Source organism: Sphingobium agri (assembly GCF_023051225.1).
Taxonomy (GTDB): domain Bacteria; phylum Pseudomonadota; class Alphaproteobacteria; order Sphingomonadales; family Sphingomonadaceae; genus Sphingobium; species Sphingobium agri.
Window position 1 is genome coordinate 1,257,196 of sequence record NZ_JALKHS010000006.1, and the last position, 23,839, is coordinate 1,281,034.

General features: G+C 61.2%; 25 protein-coding genes. 12 read left to right on the forward strand and 13 right to left on the reverse strand.

All coding sequences use genetic code 11. The annotated features are described in order from the left end of the window. Nucleotides 1-13 precede the first annotated feature (13 nt). A complete protein-coding gene (locus MU848_RS09535; protein ID WP_097091384.1) occupies nt 14-940 on the forward strand; it encodes a hydrogen peroxide-inducible genes activator in 927 nt (308 codons plus the stop codon). 2 nt (nt 941-942) lie between these two features. On the opposite strand, the gene MU848_RS09540 is transcribed toward MU848_RS09535, so the two are convergent. Genes MU848_RS09540 through pgsA form a run of 3 tightly spaced genes read right to left on the reverse strand, consistent with a single transcriptional unit; the run spans nt 943 to nt 2,210 of the window. Then, nucleotides 943-1,386: a molybdenum cofactor biosynthesis protein MoaE gene (locus MU848_RS09540; RefSeq protein ID WP_247231412.1), complete on the reverse strand. Its 444-nt coding sequence runs from the start codon at nt 1,384-1,386 to the stop codon at nt 943-945. Further along, nucleotides 1,383-1,643 (reverse strand): MoaD/ThiS family protein, encoded by a 261-nt coding sequence (locus MU848_RS09545; protein WP_201513607.1) that lies wholly within the window; start codon nt 1,641-1,643, stop codon nt 1,383-1,385. The genes MU848_RS09540 and MU848_RS09545 overlap by 4 nt, the downstream gene beginning before the upstream one ends. Before the next feature lie 3 nt (nt 1,644-1,646). Continuing rightward, nucleotides 1,647-2,210 carry a CDP-diacylglycerol--glycerol-3-phosphate 3-phosphatidyltransferase gene (gene pgsA / locus MU848_RS09550; protein ID WP_097091381.1) on the reverse strand — a complete coding sequence of 188 codons (564 nt, stop codon included), beginning with the start codon at nt 2,208-2,210 and terminating at the stop codon, nt 1,647-1,649. Nucleotides 2,211-2,355: 145 nt separating this feature from the next. Here pgsA and MU848_RS09555 point away from each other — a divergent pair, with 145 nt between their 5' ends. Next, the gene (locus MU848_RS09555; protein WP_247231749.1) at nt 2,356-3,651 is read left to right on the forward strand and encodes an MFS transporter; all 1,296 of its coding nucleotides are present in this window, start codon (nt 2,356-2,358) and stop codon (nt 3,649-3,651) included. A gap of 10 nt (nt 3,652-3,661) precedes the next feature. On the opposite strand, the gene MU848_RS09560 is transcribed toward MU848_RS09555, so the two are convergent. Next, nucleotides 3,662-3,844 carry a hypothetical protein gene (locus tag MU848_RS09560; protein WP_247231414.1) on the reverse strand — a complete coding sequence of 61 codons (183 nt, stop codon included), beginning with the start codon at nt 3,842-3,844 and terminating at the stop codon, nt 3,662-3,664. 108 nt (nt 3,845-3,952) lie between these two features. Between MU848_RS09560 and MU848_RS09565 the strand changes: the two genes are divergently transcribed. The 9 genes from MU848_RS09565 (at nt 3,953) to MU848_RS09605 (ending at nt 13,188) form a co-directional block, all read left to right on the forward strand. Beyond that, nucleotides 3,953-6,013: a transglycosylase domain-containing protein gene (locus MU848_RS09565; protein ID WP_380800668.1), complete on the forward strand. Its 2,061-nt coding sequence runs from the start codon at nt 3,953-3,955 to the stop codon at nt 6,011-6,013. A gap of 67 nt (nt 6,014-6,080) precedes the next feature. Beyond that, nucleotides 6,081-7,247, forward strand: coding sequence for a formate-dependent phosphoribosylglycinamide formyltransferase (gene purT / locus MU848_RS09570; RefSeq protein WP_247231418.1), 1,167 nt, complete (start codon nt 6,081-6,083; stop codon nt 7,245-7,247). A gap of 46 nt (nt 7,248-7,293) precedes the next feature. Beyond that, the gene (locus tag MU848_RS09575) at nt 7,294-7,713 is read left to right on the forward strand and encodes an iron-sulfur cluster assembly scaffold protein (RefSeq protein WP_201513604.1); all 420 of its coding nucleotides are present in this window, start codon (nt 7,294-7,296) and stop codon (nt 7,711-7,713) included. After that, entirely contained in the window at nt 7,713-9,533 is a 1,821-nt protein-coding gene (locus MU848_RS09580) for a cation:proton antiporter domain-containing protein (protein ID WP_247231420.1), read from the forward strand. The genes MU848_RS09575 and MU848_RS09580 overlap by 1 nt, the downstream gene beginning before the upstream one ends. Beyond that, nucleotides 9,530-9,856 carry a DUF423 domain-containing protein gene (locus MU848_RS09585; protein WP_247231422.1) on the forward strand — a complete coding sequence of 109 codons (327 nt, stop codon included), beginning with the start codon at nt 9,530-9,532 and terminating at the stop codon, nt 9,854-9,856. The genes MU848_RS09580 and MU848_RS09585 overlap by 4 nt, the downstream gene beginning before the upstream one ends. A 46-nt stretch (nt 9,857-9,902) precedes the next feature. Beyond that, nucleotides 9,903-10,367: a Fur family transcriptional regulator gene (locus tag MU848_RS09590; protein WP_201513601.1), complete on the forward strand. Its 465-nt coding sequence runs from the start codon at nt 9,903-9,905 to the stop codon at nt 10,365-10,367. 58 nt (nt 10,368-10,425) lie between these two features. Further along, nucleotides 10,426-12,351 carry a 1-deoxy-D-xylulose-5-phosphate synthase gene (gene dxs / locus MU848_RS09595; protein ID WP_247231423.1) on the forward strand — a complete coding sequence of 642 codons (1,926 nt, stop codon included), beginning with the start codon at nt 10,426-10,428 and terminating at the stop codon, nt 12,349-12,351. Nucleotides 12,352-12,416: 65 nt separating this feature from the next. Beyond that, nucleotides 12,417-12,872 (forward strand): SRPBCC family protein, encoded by a 456-nt coding sequence (locus MU848_RS09600; RefSeq protein ID WP_247231425.1) that lies wholly within the window; start codon nt 12,417-12,419, stop codon nt 12,870-12,872. Beyond that, complete coding sequence (locus MU848_RS09605; RefSeq protein WP_247231427.1) at nt 12,859-13,188, forward strand: ArsR/SmtB family transcription factor; 330 nt, start codon at nt 12,859-12,861, stop codon at nt 13,186-13,188. Before MU848_RS09600 ends, MU848_RS09605 begins: the two co-directional genes overlap by 14 nt. An 11-nt stretch (nt 13,189-13,199) precedes the next feature. Here the strand turns inward: MU848_RS09605 and MU848_RS09610 are convergent, their stop codons facing one another. The 8 genes from MU848_RS09610 to gpmA all read right to left on the reverse strand — a co-directional run bounded on the left by MU848_RS09610 (nt 13,200) and on the right by gpmA (nt 21,080). Continuing rightward, nucleotides 13,200-13,613: a DUF3035 domain-containing protein gene (locus MU848_RS09610; protein WP_201513597.1), complete on the reverse strand. Its 414-nt coding sequence runs from the start codon at nt 13,611-13,613 to the stop codon at nt 13,200-13,202. Beyond that, nucleotides 13,613-14,125 (reverse strand): signal peptidase II, encoded by a 513-nt coding sequence (gene lspA, locus MU848_RS09615; RefSeq protein WP_247231429.1) that lies wholly within the window; start codon nt 14,123-14,125, stop codon nt 13,613-13,615. Before lspA ends, MU848_RS09610 begins: the two co-directional genes overlap by 1 nt. A gap of 142 nt (nt 14,126-14,267) precedes the next feature. Continuing rightward, nucleotides 14,268-17,153, reverse strand: coding sequence for an isoleucine--tRNA ligase (gene ileS / locus MU848_RS09620; protein ID WP_247231432.1), 2,886 nt, complete (start codon nt 17,151-17,153; stop codon nt 14,268-14,270). A 113-nt stretch (nt 17,154-17,266) separates the two neighbouring features. Continuing rightward, a complete protein-coding gene (locus tag MU848_RS09625; protein WP_247231434.1) occupies nt 17,267-18,208 on the reverse strand; it encodes a bifunctional riboflavin kinase/FAD synthetase in 942 nt (313 codons plus the stop codon). A gap of 43 nt (nt 18,209-18,251) precedes the next feature. Continuing rightward, nucleotides 18,252-18,752 carry a dihydrofolate reductase gene (locus tag MU848_RS09630; protein ID WP_247231436.1) on the reverse strand — a complete coding sequence of 167 codons (501 nt, stop codon included), beginning with the start codon at nt 18,750-18,752 and terminating at the stop codon, nt 18,252-18,254. Then, nucleotides 18,749-19,819, reverse strand: a complete 1,071-nt coding sequence (locus MU848_RS09635; RefSeq protein WP_247231438.1) for a 5-(carboxyamino)imidazole ribonucleotide synthase — start codon at nt 19,817-19,819, stop codon at nt 18,749-18,751. The genes MU848_RS09630 and MU848_RS09635 overlap by 4 nt, the downstream gene beginning before the upstream one ends. Nucleotide 19,820: 1 nt before the next feature. Continuing rightward, nucleotides 19,821-20,312 carry a 5-(carboxyamino)imidazole ribonucleotide mutase gene (gene purE / locus MU848_RS09640; RefSeq protein ID WP_247231440.1) on the reverse strand — a complete coding sequence of 164 codons (492 nt, stop codon included), beginning with the start codon at nt 20,310-20,312 and terminating at the stop codon, nt 19,821-19,823. A gap of 81 nt (nt 20,313-20,393) precedes the next feature. Further along, nucleotides 20,394-21,080, reverse strand: a complete 687-nt coding sequence (gpmA, locus tag MU848_RS09645; protein ID WP_247231442.1) for a 2,3-diphosphoglycerate-dependent phosphoglycerate mutase — start codon at nt 21,078-21,080, stop codon at nt 20,394-20,396. Between the two features lie 150 nt (nt 21,081-21,230). Here gpmA and sppA point away from each other — a divergent pair, with 150 nt between their 5' ends. Beyond that, nucleotides 21,231-23,114, forward strand: coding sequence for a signal peptide peptidase SppA (sppA, locus tag MU848_RS09650; RefSeq protein WP_247231444.1), 1,884 nt, complete (start codon nt 21,231-21,233; stop codon nt 23,112-23,114). A 67-nt stretch (nt 23,115-23,181) separates the two neighbouring features. On the opposite strand, the gene MU848_RS09655 is transcribed toward sppA, so the two are convergent. Beyond that, complete coding sequence (locus MU848_RS09655; RefSeq protein WP_201513588.1) at nt 23,182-23,820, reverse strand: trimeric intracellular cation channel family protein; 639 nt, start codon at nt 23,818-23,820, stop codon at nt 23,182-23,184. Nucleotides 23,821-23,839: the final 19 nt, after the last annotated feature.

Genomic DNA, 23,839 nt, shown 5'->3' on the forward strand with positions numbered 1-23,839 from the left:
AGAAAGGCGATTGATGTCGAGCTACATGCCTACGCTGAAGCAGCTGCAATATCTTGTGGCGCTGAAACAGCATGGGCATTTCGGCAAGGCAGCGGACAGCTGCTATGTTACGCAATCCACCCTGTCAGCAGGGATTCGGGAGCTGGAATCTCTCATCGGCGTGACGCTGGTAGAGCGGACCCGGAGAGTTGTGCGCTTTACCGCCCTAGGCGACCGCATAGTCGAGAAGGCACATCGCGTGTTGCGCGAGGCGGAAGAGCTGGCGGCCATTGCCGAAGCATCGGGAAAGCCGCTCACGGGCGAGTTACGCATGAGCGTGATTCCGACGATCGCCCCATTCCTGCTACCCAGGCTGCTCCCACGGCTGCGGGCGGACAGACCCGAACTCAAGCTTTACCTTCGAGAAGAGACGACGCAAACTGCCATAGAATCACTGCGTCATGGGAATGTTGATTGCGTGCTGCTGGCCCTGCCTTTCCCCACTGGTGAGTTGGACAGCGAACTGCTTTTCCAGGACCGGTTGTACGTTGCTTTTCCACAGGATGATCCACGCGACCCGCCAGAATGGATCGCGCCGGACATGATCGATGAAACGAAGCTGCTTCTGCTGGAAGACGGGCATTGTCTGAAGGACCATGCTTTGGCGGCCTGCAACCGGCCGGAAATTCGTTCAAGCGCCATGATGATGGGGACGTCCCTGCACACGCTGGTGCAGATGGTCGATAACGGCCTTGGCATGACTATCATGCCGGAAATGGCGATCGCCGGCGGTATATTGGATCATACCCAGATCACCGCGCGCCCTTTGCGATCCGACCGGTCACATCGCGACATCGCTTTGGTCTGGCGCAAGAACAGTCCGAGGGAGAAGGAATTTCGCCTGCTCGCCGAACTGTTGCGAGATGCTGCCGATCTCCCGCAATCCAGCGCCGCCGCCTGATCTTAGCGGGTCCAGCCTCTGGCTTTCGCCTCGTCCTCGACACGCGCTTCGACCCAATTGGCTCCGCCGTCGGCGAAATATTCCTTTTTCCAAAAGGGCGCTTCGGACTTCAACCAGTCAATGAGGAAAGCGCAGCTTTCCAGAGCAGCCGATCTGTGGCGCGATGCCGTTCCGACGAAAACTATATGTTCGCCCGGCCCTAATCGTCCAAAGCGATGGATAACGCGCACGCCTAGCAGCGGCCAGCGACCCATCGCTTCGTCAACTATCCGCTCGACCTGAGCAGCTGTCATCGCTGGATAGTGATGAAGCTCCAACGCCACCAAGTCATTTTCTCCACGCACAACGCCGGTGAAGCTAGCGACGGCGCCCCCACCTGCCGCTTCGAGCACCGCGAGTTCAGCACCAGCGTCAAAGCCTTCTTCTTGGATGGAGACCCGGCTCATCCGCCGGTGACCGGCGGGAAGATTGCCAGCTCCAGCGCTTCACCGACCAGGCTGTCCAGCGGTACGAACCGCTGGTCCAGCGCAGCGCGCAATCGTGACTGGTCACCCAATGCTTGGCCGTAGCCGCCGTCACGGGCCGCCAGTTGTTCGATCAGGTCAGCTACCGTCACGCCTGCGGGAGGTTGATCGACTTGCTCGCTATCGCAGCCGATGATCTCCCGGACCCAAGCGAAGTAGAGGATGTCGAGCTTAGCCACCCCTCAATCCATATGCTTGATGCCGACGCGCAGATAGTCCCATCCGGTGATCAGCGTCAGTATGGCAGCCGCCCACAGCGTAGCGATCCCCAGCAACTGCACCAACGGGAAGGCTGGCACCGCGCCCGCAAATATCAATGCGCCCAAAGCGATAAGCTGAAACGCCGTTTTCCACTTCGCCAAGCGGGAGACGGGGACCGAAACCTGGAGCCCGGCCAAAAATTCGCGAAGGCCCGACACCGCGATTTCGCGCAGCAGAATGATCATGGCGGCCGCGATGTGAATACCCGCGATATCGCGGGTTGCCGCCAGCATCAGGATAACCGCGCCGACCATGATCTTGTCTGCGATAGGATCAAGGAAAACGCCCAGCTTCGACACAGTACCCTGCGCTCGCGCCAGATAGCCGTCAAAATAGTCGGTAATGCCCATCAGGCAGTAAAGGGCGAATGCCAGGGCATAGCCAGTCGTCCAACGCGCACCGACCTCTGCAGGCCACAGCAACGCGACCAGCAAAGGCACAGTCAATATCCGCGAAAGCGTCAGCAAATTGGGCAGCGTCAGCATGGGCGCGGACTGCCACAGTCCGCAGCGTTGCACAAGCAGCGGTGGAGAGGCTGGGATCGCTTATCGTCCGGATGGGTTGGACAGTCGCAGCCGTAGCCGCTAGACCGCGCTCCGCTCGTCCACAGCGAAGAAGACCTTCTTGCCTATGCAAGCCTCCCTCAGGCTCCTTAACAAGCGACGTTTTCTGCCGCTTTTCATCACTCAGCTGCTCGGCGCCTTCAACGACAATCTGTTCAAGAACGCGATGGTCCTGTTCGTCGTGTACAGCGTCTATAATGACGAGCGGTCCGAGACCTGGTTCAGCGCCTTGGCGACCGGCATATTCATCCTGCCTTTCTTTCTCCTTTCGGCCCTTTCAGGGCAGCTTGCCGATCAGCGGGACAAGGCGGTCATCATCCGTTACGTCAAAGCGGCGGAAATCGTCATAATGCTGGTTGGCGCAGCGGGCCTCGCCCTGATCTGGAGCGGCATTGCGATCCATAGCCTCGCGATCCCGCTGCTGCTTTGCGCTCTCTTTGCTATGGGGGTTCACTCGACATTCTTCGGCCCGATCAAATACGCGATCCTTCCTCAGCACCTGCATGATGACGAAGTTCTCGGCGGCACGGGCCTGGTCGAGGCAGGGACCTATATAGCCATTCTCGCCGGCACCATCCTGGCAGGTATCATTCCAGTCGAGGTTGCCGCGATCGGGATCGTTGTAACAGCTGCCATCGGATATGTGGCAGGCAGGAAAGTACCGCCCGCGCCATCGCTGCTTGGGCGACAGCCGATCGACTTCCACATCATCCGATCATCAGTCACGCTGGTGCGCGGCACCATGCACATCCGCCGCCTGTTTCTGGCGATCATGGCGATCAGCTTGTTCTGGGCGGTTGGATCGATACTTTTTATCCAGTTCCCCCCACTCGTCAAAAATGTGCTGTCGGCGGACAAGCCTGTGGCGAGCCTGTTCCTCGCGATCTTTTCTGTTGGGATCGCCATTGGTTCGATCGCCATCAATCGCCTGCTGAAAGGGCATGTGTCTGCCCGCTATGCGCCAGCTGCCGTCATCGGCATGGGTCTGTGCATCATTGCCTTCCACATCGTATGCGACTTGTGGACGCCCGAGGCTGGCGGCGGCATGCTCTCGCTTCGAGGCTTTTTGGCCCATCCGCTGGCGCTCGCATTGTCGGCATGCCTGCTAGGCGTAGCGACGTTCGGCGGCATGTTCGTAGTCCCGCTTTACGCCTTTCTCACCACGACGGTCGAAAAGTGTGAAGCCGCCCGGACTGTAGCGGCTAACAACATCGTGAATTCCGGTGCCATGGTGCTGGGGTCGCTCTTTGCCATCAGCCTCAGCATCGCGGGCATGTCCGTCGTCAATCAGTTGCTGCTGGTTGCTGTCCTATGCCTTCCTTGCGCTTGGCTGGCCTGGAGGCTTCACAAGGCCTGCGACTGATCAAGTCGTCCTAAAAGATGAAGCTGTAGAAGGCCGTGAAAAAGGCGCAGAAGCTGAGAAGAAAAAGCTTCCAATCGCTATCGTCTGACGCCGAAACCGAACTCTCCTGCACTGTCAGCACATGGCGCGGCAAAGCCTGCCGGAAAGGATGACGCGAGGATTCGTTGGTAAGGATCAGCGGACGTGTTCGCATAGCGGCAAGTTAACGTGTGATTCACCAATCCGGCTATCCTCAATCGTGGTTAACCGGTGACTGTCCCACGACAGGACGCTCTTGACCGTATCAATCCTATAATACAGCATATCGGAGCTGATGAGAGACCCCCTGCCCGCCCCTCAGCCAGATCAGCCTGCACGCGAGTTCGGCGCAGGCCCACCCAGCGCATTCGCACCGCCTACGCCCTGGCGTCGGCGACTTCAGATCGTCGGCTGGATCGTCGCGGGATTGCTGGCCCTGCTGATGCTGGTGATCGCATGGTTGGCAGTCACAGCGCCGATGTCGAGATCGTTAAAGCCGATCGCCCCGCCAAGCGTCAGCCTCATTTCCGCCGACGGTCATCTGATCGCTCGACGTGGCGCGATCATCGATCGCCCCGTATCTATGACGGATCTTCCCAAGCATGTGCCACAGGCCTTCATGGCGATCGAGGATCGGCGCTTCTACAGCCATTGGGGCGTTGATCCTCGCGGCATCTTGCGCGCGGCTTGGCATAATCTATGGTCCGATGGGTCATCGCAGGGCGGGAGTACGATTACGCAACAGCTCGCCAAGGGCGTGTTCCTGTCAAGCGACAGAACGTTCGGCCGCAAGGCTCGGGAAGCCCTGATCGCCTTCTGGCTGGAGGCATGGCTGACCAAGGACCAGATTTTCGAACGCTATCTGTCTAACGTCTATTTCGGCGACAATGTTTATGGCCTTCGCGCAGCTTCGCTTCATTATTTCAACCGTCAGCCCGAGCGGCTGACCATTCCCCAGGCTGCGATGCTCGCCGGGTTGCTAAAGGCGCCGTCCCGCCTGGCACCCACGACGAACCTCAAGGGCGCAAGAACGCGCGCCGCCCTCGTGACGCAGGCGATGGTGGATGCTGGGTATATCAGCAAGGCTGAACGCAACGCCCTACGTCCTGCCCGTCTGGATGTACGTGAGACGCCCGCTTCGACTACGGGCACCTACTTCGCTGACTGGGTGCTGCCAGAGGCGCGTGATCGCGCAGGTGCTGTTTATGGCGCGCAGACCATTCCCACCACGCTGGATTGGCGAATTCAGAGGCTTGCCGAGACAGCAATCCGCAGAGCGCCGCTGGGAAAGGCGGAAGCAGCGCTTGTGGCGATGAAGCCTGACGGCAGCGTCGTAGCGATGATTGGCGGCAAAAATTATCGCACGAGCAGTTTCAACAGGGCTGTGCAGGCAAAGCGGCAGCCAGGATCGACCTTCAAGCTGTTCGTCTATCTCGCGGCCTTCCGCGCTGGAATGACGCCGGAGGATTTTGTTGAGGACACGCCGATCACCAGCGGCACCTATCGTCCATCCAATCACGGCGGCAAATATCGCGGACGCATCACCTTGCGTCAGGCTTTCGCAGCATCGAGCAATGTCGCCGCCGTGAGGCTGACGCAAAAGGTGGGAGTGGACGCCGTCATCAAGGTCGCTCGTGATCTCGGTGTAACTGCCCCGCTGACCGAGGATCTCAGCCTCGCGCTCGGCACATCGGAAATCCCGCTCATCGAACTTGCGCAGGCTTACGCAACCGTTGCGGCGGGCGCCTATCCTGTCATCGCCCACGGTCTGCCGCCAGAGGAGCAGGGATGGTTCGAGCGGCTGATGAGCCGACAGCGGCACTTCAGCCAGGATGAGTTGGAGATGATCCGGGACCTGCTGTCCTCGGCTGCAAACCGCGGCACTGGCAGCGCTGCGGCGCTGCGCACAAGCACCTTCGGCAAGACCGGAACGACGCAGGACAGCCGGGACGCCATCTTCGTGGGCTATGCGGGTGGGCTGGTGACGGCTGTATGGGTCGGCAATGATGATAATACACCCCTTCCTGGGGGTAGCGCAGGAGGGGGCGTGCCTGCGCGAATTTGGCGCAACTTCATGTCGGGAGCGATCAACGAGCCTGTCGAAACGCCGCCCGAGCAGCAGGATAGCGACTTGGTCAACGCAATCGCGAATGTGACGATAGAGGCAGGCCTCGGCAATATGAGCGTTGGGGTCGATGAAGATGGCATGTCAGTCAACATCGGCCCCAGTCAGTTGCGCCTGCCCATTGGCCAGCCTGACGCGCCGCAGCTTCCCCCTGCCCCGGCGGCACCCCCGCCTCGCATCGCACCCACTCAGCCAGTGGATGAAGGCGTGGAACCTTGAGATGATTGACGGCTGAACCAGGCGGGCGGCATGCCTCTCCGCAACAGGGGGCGATTCGAGGATATAGATGGCATTTACCGCGAAGATATTGCTGTTGGGGTCAGGCGAGCTCGGCCGTGAGTTCGTTATCTCCGCCAAGCGGCTCGGCTGTGAGGTCATCGCTTGCGACAGCTACGCCGGTGCACCCGCCATGCAGGTTGCGGACGGTTTTGAAGTCTTCTCCATGTTGGACGAGAGCTTGCTGCGTGATGCGATAGAGCGGCACCAACCAGACTATATCGTGCCCGAAATCGAAGCCATCCGTACCGAGGTGCTGGCGGAAGTCGAAGCGCAGGGTTTGACGGTCGTTCCATCCGCCCGTGCCACCATCATGACGATGAACCGCGATCGCATCAGGGAGGTGGCAGCGGTGAAGCTAGGCCTCCGCACATCCCGCTATCGCTATGCGGAAAGTTTGGAAGAGGTGCGCCAGGGCGCTGAGCACACCGGTTTTCCATGCGTGATCAAACCGGTCATGTCATCTTCAGGAAAAGGACAGAGCACGGTCCATTCTGCAGATGAGCTGAAACAGGCTTGGGATTATGCCGTGGCCAACATGCGCGGCGACCGCAGCCGGGTGATTGTCGAGCAGTTTATCGATTTCGATTATGAGATCACGCTGCTGACCGTTCGAAGCCGCGACGGGGTCAGCTTCTGTCCGCCGATCGGGCATAGGCAAGAGCGCGGGGATTATCAGGAAAGCTGGCAACCTGCGCCAATGCATCCGGCTGCTTTGGCCAAGGCGGAGGATATGGCCCGCGCCGTCGTCGATAATCTAGGCGGCTATGGGATATTTGGCGCCGAGTTCTTTGTGAAGGGAGAGGATGTCATCTTCTCCGAACTGTCTCCCCGGCCTCACGATACCGGGATGGTCACGCTGATTTCACAGAATCTGAGTGAGTTCGATCTGCATGCCAGAGCGATCCTGGGTTTGCCCGTGCCCCAGGTACGGTTGAACGGTGCATCTGCTTCGGCCGTGCTGCTGGCTGACCGCGCATCGGAACATTTCGCAATTGAAGGTGCCGCCGATGCACTGGACGCATCGGGCGGAGAAGTGGATCTCCGCATCTTTGCCAAACCATCAACCCGCCCGTACCGGCGGATGGGCGTGGCGCTGGCGCTGGCTAACAATACGGACAGCGCGCGCGAATTGGCTGCGAGCGCGGCAGCCAAGCTCAAGATCATCTACAAATAATATGTGCAGCCTTCCTCAAGCGCTTCGGCTGTCCTAAAGCGAGAGCATGAGCGCCCTCTACAACAAGGATATATTGCGCCTTGCCGCCAGCATTCCGCATCATCAGCGCCTCGCGCAGCCGCAAGCCACTGTGGAAAGAAGGTCTCCAACTTGCGGATCGCGCGTGATTGCGGATGTTCGGATGGAGGGGGGAAGTCTTGCCGAACTAGGGCTGGACGTCAAAGCCTGCGCGCTAGGGCAGGCTTCGGCCGCGCTGATGGCTGCTCAGGCAGTCGGCATGACCGTCTCTGAACTCGAGAAAGCTCGCGACAGATTGGCGGCTTATCTTGCGGGCGAAGGCGATGACCTGGAATTCTGGCCGGGGCTCGCCATACTGGCTCCTGCGCGCGCATATCCTGCCCGCCACGCTTCCATCCGCCTGAGTTTCGAGGCCGTTGCCGAAGCTGCCCGCATGGCGGCCGCCTGATGCCAAATTCGCCAGCAGCAGCGGCGCATGCGCCTCTTTCCGCAACGGATGTCCTGTTGTCCGAAGGCGTCATTCTGCTGGGTGCCGCCGTGCTCTTCGTCATGCTCTTCCGCCGCTTCGGCCTGGGCGCCGTACTTGGTTATCTTGTCGCGGGTGCGCTAGTCGGACCGCAGGGTCTCGGCCTTGTAGGTGGCGCGGAATCGAAGCTTGCGATCGCCGAGATCGGCATCGTCCTGCTGCTTTTCCTTGTAGGCCTTGAACTTCACCCGGCGCGGCTATGGCGGTTGAAGCGCGACATCTTCGCTCTTGGCCTTGCGCAGGTCGTGATCTGCGGCTTGGCCCTGACCGCGCTTATCTATTATTTGACTGGTTTCACATGGGGCGCCGCCATCGCCCTCGGCCTTCCGCTTGCCCTCTCCTCGACAGCGCAGGTACTACCTAGCCTTAAAAGCAGCGGCCGCATCAATTCACCTTTTGGCGAAAAAGTCTTTTCCATCCTGCTGTTCCAGGATCTTTCCATTGTTCCACTCATCACCATCGTGGCAGCATTATCGCGCAATCCGGTTGATGCTGGAGGCCCTCCGGGGATCCAGCTGGCCGGCTACACGGTGGCCGCGATCGCAGGGCTCGTATTGGCTGGCCGGTTCATCCTGCGCCCCCTGCTGCAACTGGTTGGAAGGCTGGGCGAGCGCGAGTTGTTCGTAGCGGTCGGCCTCTTCACCGTGCTCGCGGCAGCGGCAATCATGCATGCGCTTCACTTGTCCACTGCCCTCGGGGCTTTCGTCGCAGGTGTGATGCTTGCCGACTCGCCCTATCGGCATGAGATAGAGGCGGACGTAGAGCCGTTCCGGTCGATCCTTCTCGGATTGTTCTTCCTCGCTGTCGGCATGGTGCTTGACCTGCAAGCAGTTGCGGCGAATCCCTTGTTCGTCATCGGCATGGCCGCAATGCTAGTCATCACCAAGGCGTTACTGATAACCGGCCTCGCCAGGCTATTCGGCATGGAGTGGACGCAAGCCATCGGGGCTGGTTTGTTACTCAGCCAAGGCGGCGAATTTGGTTTCGTCCTGTTCGCCCAGGCGCAAAACGCCTTGCTGATCGCTCCGCAGGGCGCGAGCCTGTTCAGCGCAATCGTGACCTTCTCCATGGCCACAACCCCCTTCCTCATGCTCTTCGCCCGGAGACTGGAATTCGCGCAGCCGAAAGGTCAGCGGAACCCGGAAGGCCCTGATGAGGCGACACGCGGGACCGCGATCATCGTCGGATACGGCCGTTTTGGCCAAACCGTCGCCCAAATGCTGATGGGACACGGGTTCGAAGTTGTACTGATCGACAAAAAGCCCGCTCAAATCGAGGTGTCGAGCCGTTTCGACATGAAAGTCTATTATGGCGACGGCACACGGATCGATCTGTTACGCCGATCGGGCGCTGATGAAGCGCGCCTGATCGCCTTCTGTCACGACGATCCCTCTTTCGACAGCCGCGTCCTTGAACCGATAGCCGAAACCTTTCCTCAGGCTGCATTGCTTGTCCGGGCCTTTGACCGGCGGCAGTTGCTGGCCCTGAAGGACATGGACATAACCGGCGTCGTCCGCGAAGTATTCGAATCCGCGATTTGCATGGGGGTTCAGGCAATGGAAGCGCTCGGCGTGCCCCAGGCGGAAATCGAAGAAGTCGAGCGCAAATATCGCGAAAATGACGATCAGCGCCTCACCGTCCAGGGCGAACAAGGAACGCTCCTCGCCGCCAAGGAACTCATGTTCAGACCTGGCAGAAGGATGCGCTTGCTGACCCGCGGGGAAGAAGAGGAAAGAGCATGATCGCGCTACTTGCCTCGTTGTCGGCAGCCCTCGCCATTGCGGCGGGCGCTTTTGGAGCGCACGGCGCATCCAACCACGAAGCAGCGGAATGGTTACGGACAGGCGGGTTCTATCAGCTTATCCATGCCGTGGCTGCACTGACGCTGGCGAAGAGTGGGCAAGGCCCGGCACTGCTGCTCCTCATCGGAGCGGCGATCTTCGCGTTCACCCTCTATATCATGGCAGCTGGCGGCCCGCGCTGGCTAGGTGCGGTGACGCCGATCGGCGGTTCATTGATGATAGCCGGTTGGTTGTGGGCAGCTTGGACCTATTGGCGCGGGTGACAGCCCACCCTTGCCCCAAACCTCACCCACGCATAGATTAACATATATGGCCGAACACCATCATCATCACGAACCCACCGGCGCGAATTTGGCAGACGCAGCCCGCAACGCTTTGGAGGCTCAGAATGAGCAGTGGACGCCGATGCGGGCTGCCATCTTCGATGCCCTCGCGGCCGAAGAAAAGCCGACGTCCGCCTATGACATTGCTGACAATGTCTCCAAATTGCGAGGCAAACGGGTTGCGCCAAACAGCGTCTATCGCATCCTTGACCTGTTCGTCGCGAACAATATCGCGATGCGCGTTGAGAGTGCGAACGCCTATATCGCCAACGCTCATCCTGGTTGCCATCACGACTGCATCTTCCTTGTTTGCCGCAACTGCAAGGAAGCGACCCACATCGATGATGACGCAGTGACAGGCGATGTTCGCGCCGTTGCAGAACATCAGGGATTCCGGGCCGAACGGCCGGTAATCGAAATATTGGGAACGTGCGCCAAGTGCGTGGCGTGACGCGGCCGTTGCGCTTTGATCAGGAACGGCCTAGCGCGCTTGGGAGTCTATGTCTTTCATGAATGATCGCCCCTCCACTCCGCTGCTCGACCAGGTGATCTGGCCGCAAGATCTTCGCGCCCTCAAGCCTGAGCAGCTTCCTCAGCTGGCTGACGAATTGCGGCGGGAGGTGATTTCCGCCGTCGGCGTGACCGGGGGCCATTTGGGGTCCGGACTGGGGGTGGTCGAGCTTACTACCGCCATCCATTATGTTTTCGACACGCCCAATGACAAGCTGGTTTGGGACGTCGGCCACCAATGCTATCCTCATAAGATACTGACCGGGCGACGCGATCGCATCCGTACGCTGCGCCAGGGTGGAGGCTTGTCGGGCTTCACGAAGCGGGCCGAGAGCGAATATGATCCCTTTGGCGCGGCGCATAGCTCGACCTCCATCAGCGCGGCTCTCGGCTTTGCAGTTGCGAGCAAACTTGCAGGTAAACCGGGCAAGGGCATCGCCGTCATTGGCGACGGAGCGATGTCGGCTGGCATGGCTTATGAAGCGATGAACAACGCGCGGGAGGCGGGAAACAGGCTGATCGTCATCCTGAACGACAACGACATGTCGATCGCTCCGCCGGTAGGCGGTCTCTCCGCCTATTTGGCGCGCCTGGTATCAAGCCGTGAATTCCTTGGACTGCGCGACCTTGCCAAGCGTCTGGCCCGCAAACTGCCTCGTCCGCTGCACAACGCCGCCCGCAAGACTGACGAATTTGCCCGCGGCATGGCCATGGGCGGCACATTGTTTGAAGAATTGGGCTTCTATTATGTCGGTCCGATCGACGGGCATAATCTTGAACAGCTCATCCCTGTGCTGGAGAATGTCCGGGACGCGGCAGAGGGGCCTTGCCTGGTCCATGTCGTGACGCAGAAGGGCAAGGGTTACGCTCCGGCGGAAGCCGCAGCAGACAAATATCACGGCGTTCAGAAATTTGACGTGATCACGGGGACCCAAGCGAAAGCGCCTCCGGGGCCGCCGAGCTACACAGCCGTGTTCGCCGACGCCCTCATCGCCGAAGCGCAACGTGACAGCAGCATCTGCGCGATCACCGCCGCGATGCCCTCGGGCACTGGCCTTGATAAATTCGCGCAAGCCTTCCCGGATCGCTCCTTTGACGTAGGCATCGCCGAACAGCATGCTGTGACCTTCGCCGCAGGCCTTGCGGCACAGGGCATGCGGCCCTTCTGCGCCATCTACTCCACCTTCCTGCAGCGCGCCTATGATCAGGTGGTGCATGACGTCGCGATCCAAAACCTGCCGGTCCGCTTTGCCATCGATCGGGCGGGGCTGGTAGGCGCGGACGGATCGACGCATGCGGGCAGCTTTGACGTGACGTATCTTGCAACCCTGCCCAACATGGTAGTCATGGCTGCGGCTGACGAGGCGGAACTGGTGCATATGGTGCACACCTGCGCGGTTCATGACAGCGGGCCGATCGCCGTCAGATATCCACGCGGCAACGGCACCGGTGTCTTGTTGCCAGCGGCGGCCGAAAAGCTCGAGATCGGCAAGGGCCGGATCGTAAAGGACGGACGGCAGGTTGCGATCCTCTCACTCGGGACCCGGCTTGAGGAAGCGCTGCGCGCTGCCGAGGCATTGGAAGCGCGGGGTTTGTCCACAACGGTCGCCGACTTGCGCTTTGCCAAACCGCTCGACGAAGCGATGATCCGCCGCCTTTTGACCACGCATGAAGTGGCAGTAACGATCGAGGAAGGCGCGATTGGCGGTCTGGGCGCGCATGTGTTGACACTGGCAAGTGACCTCGGACTGATCGACAATGGCTTGAAGCTACGGACGATGCGCCTGCCCGACATCTTCCAGGATCAGGACAAGCCGGAGCAGCAATATGCCGATGCAAAGCTGGATGCAGCTGCGATCATCGATACGGTATTGACTGCGTTACGGCATAACAGCGCTGGTGTAGCAACAGAGGCGCGCGCTTAAATAGCAACCATATGGTTGCATAAAAGCAGAATGGGGCGCATATGAGCAACCAGGAGGTTGCTCATATGCCTGACTCAATCACGAAGATTGTCGAAATTGCTGCACCTGTCGAGCGGGTGTGGGATGCGTTGATTGACCATGAAAAGTTCGGCGCGTGGTTTTGCGTCGCTCTGGATCAGCCTTTTGCGGTGGGTGGGGCATCGACCGGTCATATGACCTATCCTGGCTATGAAGACTATCGTTGGGAAGCGCGGGTAATTGCGATCGAGCCAATGCGGCGCTTTTCTTTTGAGTGGCCGGCGACTGGCGGTGACAAGCAGCTGATGGAAAACGGCACGCGGGTAGCGGAATGGACGTTGGTCGAGTTTTTGCTTGAGCCTGCGGGTGAAGGCACCTTGCTGACAGTCATCGAAAGCGGATTTGACAAGGTGCCTGAACCGCGTCGGAGCAACGTCATGCGATCGAATGACGGGGGTTGGACGGAACAGGTTGAGAATATTCGCCGCTATGTTGAACATTGAGGAATCGCCCGCGCGACTGTTCGCCGCATTAGGCGATGCCACGCGATTGGGACTGATCAAGCGCCTTTCCAATGGTACGGAGCAATCTATCGCGCAACTGGGCGAGGATTTGCCCATCAGCCGCCAAGCCGTGGCGAAGCATTTAGAGGTTCTGCAGGGCGTGGGCCTGGTCAGGAGAACGCGGCGAGGTCGCGAGGTCTTATTTGTCCTGGAGCCAGAGACCGTCGCGCAAGCGCGTCATTGGCTCACGCAAGTCTCCGCTCAGTGGGATGACGCGTTGGGCAGGCTCAAGATGTTTGTCGAGAGCCAGCCCTAAACCCATGGTTTTTACTGCTGGGGGATCGCGGCGCGGGCGTCTTGCCCATCGCCCTCCGGCGCGGCGATAATTTCGCGGGTCGCGGCGCCCTTGTCGACGACTTCCGTCGCCGGATCACCCACGGACGACCGAATACCGGCCGCTGCATTGGCGCGCCCGGCTTCGGTCAAGGCTGCGCTTTCCGCCGCGCTGCGCTGGGCGGGGCCACCAAACATGGTTTCCATCGCCGCACGACTGGAATCGACCGAAGCGGCTGCCGGGGTGCCCGGTGCAGGAGGAACGAGCGCATAGTCAGGCGGGATCACAAGGGGCGCCTGGCGGGAGACGGCAAATTCGTCAGGACGCTCCCGATTGAACAGGCCGCCGCCACCGCCACAAGCGGACAGCATGGAAATGAGGCCAGCGGCGAGGATCAGTTTACGCATCAGTTCAGTGACTCCGTCTTTGCGCCCTTCTCGCGCAGCAGCAACGCCCGCGCAAGCAGGATCAGCACGCCGATCGTTATGGCGGCGTCGGCCAGGTTGAATATCAGGAAGGGCCGCCATTCCCCAAAATGCAGATCGGCATAGTCGATGACATAGCCGAGCCGAACACGGTCGACGATGTTTCCGATCGCACCGCCAAGCACCAGCCCAAGCGCCGCCACATCCTGCCGCGCTTTTTCGCGCCACATCCAGACACCGACAAAAGTAGCGATCAATATGGTCATGCCGACAAGCAGCCAACGCATCATGTCCGTACTGGCATGAAGAAAGCCCATGGAAACGCCACGATTTTCCAGCCAGCGAAGACGGAAGATCGGCAACAGCTCGATGCCCTCATCCATCCGGCTTTTGAGCGCGAGCGGATAGGTGACGGTATATTTGATGAGCTGGTCGAGTGCCAGCGTCACGATCGCGACGGTGAGACCGAGCGGGCGATGATTGACAGCTGCCATCAGCGGCGCGCCACATGCGTTTTGCGGGATGAGGGTGACACGAGCATAGTCCTGAAGAGCGCCATCATTATTCCGGTTCGTTGCTACCAAGCGGCAAGTCGTCGGCTATAGCCGAAGCCTGAGCTGGTATGACAGGAAGTTTTTACTCCGCGAGCACTTCGTCGCAACGACTGCAAAGGGTGCCGTCTTCCTCGACTTCCGGCAGGAGGCGCCAGCAACGGCCACATTTATGCCACTCGCTCGGCTTGACGATGATGCCGTCGCCGACCCCCGTTTCGATGCGGGCGACGATGGCGATTTCGGCGAAGTTCACACCGTCGCTGGGGACCGTCATGCCCATGGTTACATCGGCTTCCAGGCTGGAACGGATGACCTTTTCGCGGCGGAGCGGTTCGATGGCTTCGTTGACCTGATCGCGCTGGCTGCGGATTTCGGTCCATTTATCATCCAAGCGCTGGTTTAGCCATGCAGCCTCAACCTCGGGCCATTCGAGGAAATGGACGCTTTCTCCGGGGTTTGCATAGCGACTTTGCCATACTTCTTCAGCCGTAAAGGGGATGATCGGGGCGGCGTAGCGGACCAGCGCGTGAAAGAGCGTGTCGAGCACCGTGCGGTAGGCGCGGCGCTTGGGATCGCTCTTCGCATCACAGTAGAGGCAGTCCTTGCGAATGTCGAAGAAAAAGGCCGACAGGTCACTGTTGGCAAAGTCGAACAGCGCACGGGTATAGCGGCTGAACTCCAGCCAGTTTTCGCTGCCCGCTGCCTTCTCGACGACCGCCTTGAGTTCGGCATCCAGCTTAGCGAGCAGATGGAGCATATATCGCTCCAGCTCCGGCATTTCCGCGACCGGAAGGCGCTCTTCTTCGGAAAAATCCGAAAGAGCGCCGAGTAAATATCGGAAAGTATTGCGAAGTTTCCGATAGGCGTCGGAAGAGCCAGCCAGCACTTCCTTGCCGATACGGACATCGTCGAAATAGTCGGTGCTGGCAACCCAGACGCGGAGGATGTCTGAGCCGGATTCGGCAATGACCTTCAGCGGATCGACGACATTGCCGAGGCTCTTGGACATTTTCCGCCCCTGCCCGTCGAGCGCGAAGCCGTGGGTCAGAACGGCGTCATAGGGCGCGCGGCCACGGGTGCCGCTGCTTTCCAGGAGCGAGGATTGGAACCAGCCACGATGCTGGTCGGAGCCTTCGAGATAGAGATCCGCGCGAACGCCTTCGCCATAGCGGCCTTCGACCACAAAGCTGTGGGTCGAGCCACTATCGAACCAGACATCAAGGATATCGTTGACTACCTCATAGTCGTTGAGGTCGTAATCGGGGCCGAGCAGCGCTTGGTGGTCCGCGCCGAACCAGGCATCGGCTCCGCCAGCTTGGAAGGCTTCGACGATGCGCTGATTTACGGCCTTATCAATTAGATATTCGCCAGTCTTGCGATGAATATAGAGCGCGATAGGGACGCCCCACGCGCGCTGACGACTGATCACCCAGTCGGGGCGCCCCTCCACCATCGAGCGGATGCGATTGATCGAGCGTTCGGGCACCCACCGCGTGTTCTCGATCGCATCGAGGGCCGTACCGCGCAGAGTTGCACCGTTGCCCTGGCGCGCAAGGATCGCCTCTTCCTCGGCGCAGCGGGGTATGATGCCGTCGTTGATCGCCCGGTCCATAGGGATGAACCATTGCGGGGTGCAGCGGAAGATGATCTTCGCCTTGGAGCGCCAGCTGTGCGGATAGCTGTGCTTGAAGTCGTCGGATGCGGCGAGCAGGCCGCCTGCTTCGCGCAGGTCAGTGCAGATCGGGCCGTCCTTGCTGACGAACTTGGGATTGATGACGGAGCCCTGACCACCGAGCCAAGCCCAATCCTCCCGATATCTGCCGTCATTCTCGACGGCGAACACCGGGTTGATGCCGTTCGCCTTGCAGAGCGCGAAGTCGTCCTCGCCATGGTCGGGCGCCATGTGGACGAGACCGGTGCCCGCGTCGGTGGTGACGAAATCCCCTGCGAGGAAGGGGCGCGGCTTGGCGAAGAAGCCGCCGAGAGAGTGCATCGGGTGGCGGGCGACGGCTCCGGCGAGGGCTGAGCCCGGCCCCGTCCAGTGTTCAAAATGACTAGTAAATCCAAGCCGGGCTTTCACAGACTCGACCAAGGCTTTTGCGATCAGAAGCTTTTTATTCTGAACGGCGCCGGCGTTCTCGAACGAGGCTTCTGACAGGGCAAGGTCATAGCTCGGAGTGAGTAGCACATACTCGATCTCCGGCCCATAAGCCAAAGCCTGATTGACCGGAATCGTCCAAGGCGTCGTCGTCCAGATCACCGCATAGGCACCGACCAGTTCCGGCGCTTTCGGCGCTTCGACAATCTCGAACGCCACATCGATTTGCGTCGAGACGATGTCCTCATACTCGACCTCCGCCTCGGCCAGCGCAGTCTTTTCGACGGGCGACCACATGACCGGCTTGGCGCCGCGATAGAGCTGGCCGCTCTCCGCGAACTTCAACAGTTCGGACACGATGGTAGCTTCAGCGTCGAACTTCATGGTGAGATAGGGATCGTCCCAATCGCCCATCACCCCCAGCCGCTTGAACTGCTCCTTCTGCACGCCGACCCATTTGTCTGCATAGGCGCGGCACTGGGCGCGGAATTCCTGTGCGGGAACCTCGTCCTTGTTCTGCTTCTTCTTGCGATATTCCTCTTCGATCTTCCATTCGATCGGAAGGCCGTGGCAGTCCCAACCGGGGACATAGGGCGCATCCTTGCCGAGGAGCGACTGGCTGCGGACGATGATGTCCTTCAGCACCTTGTTCATCGCATGGCCCATATGGATGTCGCCATTGGCGTAGGGCGGGCCGTCGTGGAGGATGAAGCGTTCGCGGCCCTTCCGCCGCTCACGCAGCTTGCCGTATAGGTCCATTTCCTCCCAGCGGGCGAGGATTGCCGGTTCCTTCTGCGCCAGACCGGCCTTCATCGGGAAGTCGGTTACGGGGAGGAAGACGGTGCTTTTATAGTCGGGCTGGTCGGTCATGTGATCTGGTATCTGCTTGCCTTGCCATTCGGCCCAAGACTGCGCCCCATTAAGAAAAGGGAAAGGGCTTCGACAGGCTCAGCCCGAACGGGTGAGAAAATGTGCCCGGTGCATTAGGCGAGGCGCGGCGTTCCCGCAAGGATTTGCCGTGCGGCGTCGCAGTCCTTCGCAATCTGGGCCGTGAGGGCATCGAGCCCTTCATATTTCGCCTCTGGCCGAAGAAATTGGATCAACTGCACCTCGATGCATTGATCGTAGAGGCTTTCGGAAAAATCGAAGAAATGTGGCTCCAGCAACTCCTTTGGCGGGTCGAAACTGGGCCGGATGCCAAGGTTTGCAGCACCGTCGAGAATACGGCCATCGGGCAACAGCCCTCGCACGGCATAAATGCCATAAGCCGGACGAAGATAATGCCCAAGATCGACATTGGCGGTGGGAAAACCGATCGTGCGGCCAACCTTATCGCCATGCTGAACCAGCCCTTGCACCGCGAAGGGGCGCGTCAGCAGGCGCGTTGCCGTGGCGCAGTCACCGGCTTTCAGCGCAGCGCGGATGCGGCTGGAGGAAACCACCTCTCCACCCTGATCCGTTACTGGCGCCACGGCTTGGGCGCTCATGCCCCGCGCGGCGCCAAGTTCGGCAAGCGTGGCGACCGTGCCGGTGCGGCCCTGACCAAAGGTGAAGTCCTGGCCCGTGACCACGCCCGCGACGCCCATGCCGTCGACCAGCAGATCGACGAAATCCTCCGGGCTCAAGGCGGCCAGTTGACGGGTAAAGGCGAAAACGAGCATCGCGTCGGCACCGGCGGCGGCAAACAGGCGTTGCCGCTGATCAAGGCTTGTGAGGCGGAACCACGGGTTTTCCGGGCGGAACAGGCGCATGGGATGCGGGTCGAACGTCGCGACGATGACGGGACGCCCCTCCGCGCGGGCACGCTCCACCGCGCGGCCGACGACCGCCTGATGACCGAGGTGAAATCCGTCAAAATTGCCCAGCGCCATGATGCTCCCGCGCAGATGGGCAGGGATCGGGACGCCGCTTTCCAGCCGCTCCATGGCGGTGGCTATAGGGAGATGGCCGGGCGCTGGCAATGCGGCTTCAAGAGCCGGCCCGGCGGCGGAAGGTGACGAAGCTGTAGGCGGGATAGGCGCTCTCGCCCGGATGATCGCTGCGGGCGGTTTCCTGCCATTGCGCGACATCAGGATAAGGGATCGCTGCGTCGCCGGGTGCGTCGATATGCACTTCGGTCAATTCGATGCGGTCGGCATGCGGAAGAAAGAGATGGTGGATCTCCGCTCCTCCGATCACCATCGCGGCAGGACCGCCCGCCAGGCGCAGGGCGGACGTGACGTCATGGGCGACCTCTGCCCCCTCCCCACTCCAGCCTTTGTCACGGGTGAGGACAATGTGGCGCCGCCCGGGAAGCAGGCCGGGCAGGCTGTCGAACGTCTTTCGGCCCATGATCATCGCGTGACCGAGGGTCAATGCCTTGAAATGTTTGAGGTCGGCAGGAAGCCGCCAGGGCAGCCCCCCATCCTTGCCGATCACGCCATTGTCAGCGCGGGCGAGGACGAGTACGACTTCCTGGCGGTCGGTCACAGGGTCAGCCGGGTAACATGGCCCATCTTGCGGCCTGGGCGGGCTTCATGCTTGCCATAGAGATGCAGATGAGCGGAGGGATCGGACAGGATCGCCTGCCAGGCGTCAGCTTCCTCGCCGATGAGGTTGTGCATCTGCACTCGCCGCGCTGCCAGCCTGGTGTCGCCCAAGGGCAGGCCGCAGATGGCGCGAACATGGTTTTCGAACTGGCTGGTGACCGCGCCTTCGATCGTCCAGTGACCGCTATTGTGGACGCGGGGAGCCATTTCGTTGAAGACGGGGCCATCGCCGCTGGCGAAAAATTCAAGGGTCAGGACGCCGACATAGCCGAGCGCCTCGGCAACCTGCGCGGCGAGAGCGCGCGCCGCTTGCACCTGCGCCTCGATGCGAGGGCCGCCGGGAGCGGTGGAGGTGGAGAGGATGCCGTCGACATGGACGTTGGCGGGCGAGTCCCAGAAGCGGACTTCGCCATTCGCGCCGCGCACGAGGATGACGGAAAACTCCTCCTCGAAGGTCACGAAGCCTTCCAGGATGGCGCTTTGCTCGCCGATCGCATCCCATGCCGCAGGAGCATCCGCTGGACCATTCAGGCGCGCTTGCCCTTTGCCATCATAGCCCATGCGATTGGTCTTCAGGATCGAGCGGTTGCCGACCGTGGCGATCGCTCGATCCAGATCATCCAAGCTTTCGACCGAGGCGAAAGGCGCGGTAAGGCCGCCAAGATCGCGGACGAAATTTTTCTCGGCAAGGCGGTCCTGTGCCACGCGGAGAGCCTGCGCACCGGGGCGGACGAGGCCGTGGGTGGAGAAGACCTCGACGGCGGAGGGGTCGATATTCTCGAACTCGTAGGTAACGACATCGACGCTGTCGGCGAAGGCGGACAGCGCGGCGGGGTCTTCGTAAGCGCCTCGGGTCCAACAGCGGGACACGTCTGCGGCGGGACCGCTTTCTTCCGGCGCATAAATATGCGTGCGATAGCCAAGCTGCGCGGCGGCGATCGCGATCATGCGGCCGAGCTGGCCGCCGCCAAGAATGCCGATGGTGGAACCGGGCGCTATGGTCGTCATCTTATTCAGGCGTCTCCGCGACATCGTCCGTCTGCTTTTCGCGCCACATGTCCAGCCGCTCGGCCAGTTCCTCGTCGGTCGTGGCGAGGATCGAAGCGGCCAGCAGGGCCGCGTTGATCGCACCGGGCTTGCCGATGGCGAGAGTACCGACCGGAATACCGCCGGGCATCTGGACAATGGACAGAAGGGAATCCATGCCCTTCAACGCCTTTGACTCGACGGGCACGCCAAGGACCGGCAGACGCGTCATAGAGGCCGCCATGCCGGGAAGATGAGCCGCGCCCCCTGCCCCCGCGATGATGACCTTCAGCCCACGCCCCACCGCCCCGGAGGCATAATCATAGAGGCGCTGCGGCGTGCGGTGAGCGGACACGACCTTGCATTCATGCGAAACACCAAGCGCACTCAGCGTTTCGGCTGCGTGGCGCATGGTTTCCCAATCGGATCGCGATCCCATGATAATGCCGACGCTGGCGGCGCTCTCTCCGGTCATTCGCCTGACTTCCCCTGATGGCGCGGAAAGCAAAGCCCCTTAGCCGGGCGACCGGCAGGGGGCAATGCGAGATTTGCGTGCTTAACGCTCCGACAGATAATAGCGGTCCTTGGCCGTCAGATCGTCGGCAAGGTCATAGACGATCGGCTGCCCCGTAGGAATTTCCAGCTCCGTGATCTCGTCGTCCGGAATGCCGGACAGATGCTTTACCAGAGCACGGAGCGAATTGCCGTGAGCGGAGATGAGGACGCGCTTGCCAGCCTTCAACTCCGGCACGATGCGGCTTTCCCAGTAGGGCAGCACGCGGGCAATGGTGTCCTTGAGGGACTCCGTCGACGGGATGGCGATGCCGTCATAGCGGCGGTCCTTCGACAGGTCGAACTCACCGCCCGGTTCCAGCACCGGCGGCGGAATGTCGAAGCTGCGGCGCCAAATCTTCACCTGCGCGTCGCCATGCTTGGCAGCCGTCTCCGCTTTGTTGAGGCCGGTCAGGCCGCCATAATGACGTTCATTGAGGTGCCAGTCCTTTTCCACCGGCAGCCAGAGACGGCCCATTTCTTCGAGAGCAAGATTGAGTGTCTTGATCGCTCGAGTCTGGACCGAAGTGAAGCAGCGGTCGAAGTCGAGCCCCTTTGCCGACATCAGTTGCCCCGCGGCCCGCGCTTCCTCCACGCCCTTTTCCGTCAGGTCCACGTCCCACCAGCCAGTGAAGCGGTTTTCCAGGTTCCAGGCCGATTGGCCGTGGCGGATGAGAACGAGGGTGGGCATGTAACGCATCTCCTGCACTAAGAGCGATGATGGCGTTTCCCATAACGCCGGAAATGACAGGCGCAAGCTTGCGCGGCCGGACGGCCGTCCCACATTGCAGTGGGCCGGGCGATCGGATAGCTCCGGGCAAGCAAGCATAAGGAAGCGGCATTGGCATTTGTAAAGGGCGTCTGGCGCATATTGGTCGCGATCAAGGACGGGCTGGTTCTGCTGTTCCTGCTCGGCTTCTTCGGCCTGCTCTATGCTGCCCTGTCCTGGTCGCCCAAGCCCGCGCGCAGCGTGAGCAGCGGCGCTCTGCTGCTGAAGCTGGACGGCACCATTGTCGAGCAACCGGCAGAAGCCGACCCCTTTTCGCTGCTGACATCATCCGGGCCGCAGACGAAGGAATATCGCCTGTCCGATGTCGTCACCGCGTTGGAGGCGGCAAAGACCGACGGCAAGGTCAAGGCGGTGGTCCTGAACCTCGACGGGTTCCTTGGCGGCGGTCAGGTCGCGCTGTCCCGCGTTGGCAAGGCGCTGGATGCGGTGCGTGCCGCCAACAAGCCGGTCTTCGCTTTCGCCACCGTCTATAGCGACGACAGCTACCAGCTCGCCGCGCATGCCAGCGAGACATGGGTCGATCCCCTTGGCGGCGTGGCCATCCTGGGGCGCGGCGGATCCGGCCTTTACTACAAGGGTCTGATCGACAAGCTGGGCGTCAACACGCATGTCTATCGCGTCGGGACATACAAGAGCTTCGTCGAACCCTTCATCCGCACGGAACAATCACCCGAAGCGCGCCAGGCCAATCAGGCGCTGGCCGATGCATTGTGGCAGGATTGGCAGGAGGAAGTCGCCAAGGCCCGCCCGCGCGCGAAGCTGGCGGCCTATGTCGCGAACCCGGCGGGTGCGGCGGAGGCGGCGCGGGGCAATCTGGCCAAGGCGGCACAGAATGCGGGGCTGGTGGACAAGCTGGGCGACGAGGCCGCGTTCGGCAAGCGCGTAGCGCAGGTCGCAGGGGAGCCGTCCGACGATCGCGTCGGGGATTTTGCGAGCATTGACCTGAGCAGCTATGCCAAGGCCCACCGACCCGCCAATGACGGGCAGATCGGCGTGATCACCGTGGCTGGCGACATCGTGGATGGTGATGGGGGCCCCGGCAGCGCTGCCGGCGACACCATCTCTGCCCTGCTCTACAAGGCATTGTCGGAAAAGGACCTGAAGGCGCTGGTCGTGCGCGTCGATTCTCCTGGCGGGTCGGTGATGGCGTCGGAAAAAATCCGCCAAGCCATCATGGAAGCCAAGCGAAAGGGTCTGCCGATCGTCGTATCGATGGGCAATGTCGCGGCGAGCGGCGGCTATTGGATATCCACGCCCGCCAACCTCATCTTGGCGGAACCCGGCACGATCACGGGGTCTATCGGGGTGTTCGGCATCTTGCCAAGCTTCGAAGGCACACTAGCCAAACTCGGCATCACGACCGACGGGGTTCGGACCACGCCGCTTTCAGGCCAGCCGGATCTTGCTGGCGGTACGACGCCTGAGTTCGACCGCATCATGCAGATGGGGATCGAAGATATTTACGGCCGCTTTGTCGGGCTGGTGGCACAGGCGCGGCGCAAATCGCCCGAGCAGATCGACACGATCGCTCAAGGCCGCGTGTGGGATGGCGCCACGGCGAGGCAGATTGGCCTTGTCGATCGCTTCGGCGGGCTGGAGGACGCGATCGCCGAGGCAGCGAAGCTGGCCAAGATCGATCCCGCCAAGGCGAAAGCCTATCGCATCGAAAAGGAACCGGACAAATTTGCGGAGTTTCTCCAGTCGATGACGGAGCGGGATGATGAGGATGCAGATGCTCCCCGCGACATGTTGAGCCGACAGGCGATGATCCAGCGGCGCTGGGCAATGCAGGCGATTGCAGACGTGCGCGGCCTCATCAGCGGGGCCGGCGTGCGGGCGGATTGCCTGGAGTGTCGTGGCTATGGCGCGCCACGGCGGGCGAGTGCTGCGGATGAGCGTGGCTTGCTGGCATTGCTGGCCAGTCTGTGGCGGTGAGGTGGACGGCTTAGCTGATAGACTGCGGGTCGCGTCCGTGGCGCTTCTTCTGGCCGTCATTCTCTCCTCACCGGCCACCGCGATATGTGGGCAGGCCGATGCTTCGCCAAATCGCGACAGCCCGAAGCAGGAAGCCTAGAACGGCGGCGATCAGGCCAGCAACGGGGACATCCAGTCCACACCAGCGCAGGATGACGAAGAGCCCGGAGGCGAAGGCCGCGGCGGTCACATAAAGTTCCGGGCGCAACAGGATGGAGGGCTCATGCGCGAGCAGATCGCGCAATATACCGCCGACGCAGCCGGTGACGACGCCCATCATCGCAGCGACGAACGGTGGGATGCCGTAGCTCATCGCCTTGGCCGCGCCGAACACCGCGAAAGCGGCGAGGCCTATCGCGTCGAGCCAGTCGAGCGCTCGGTCGCTCCAAAAGCGGCGCGGCGTGAACCAGATGAGCAGGGCCGCGACCATGCAGGTTATTGCCGGGACCGGATCATGCACCCAGAAGACCGGCGCGCCGATCAGCAGGTCGCGCACGGTGCCACCCCCTACCCCCGTGACCAGCGCGAAAAAAGCGAAGGTGACGAGCGTCTGACCCAAGCGAGCGGCGGCCAAAGCGCCGGATGCGGCAAACACGAAAATGCCGACGATGCTGAGCGTTTCCAGCACCGGGCCGATTTGCTGGAAAGCGGTGGCGGGCGAAAGCATGAAGCAATTAGCCAAATAA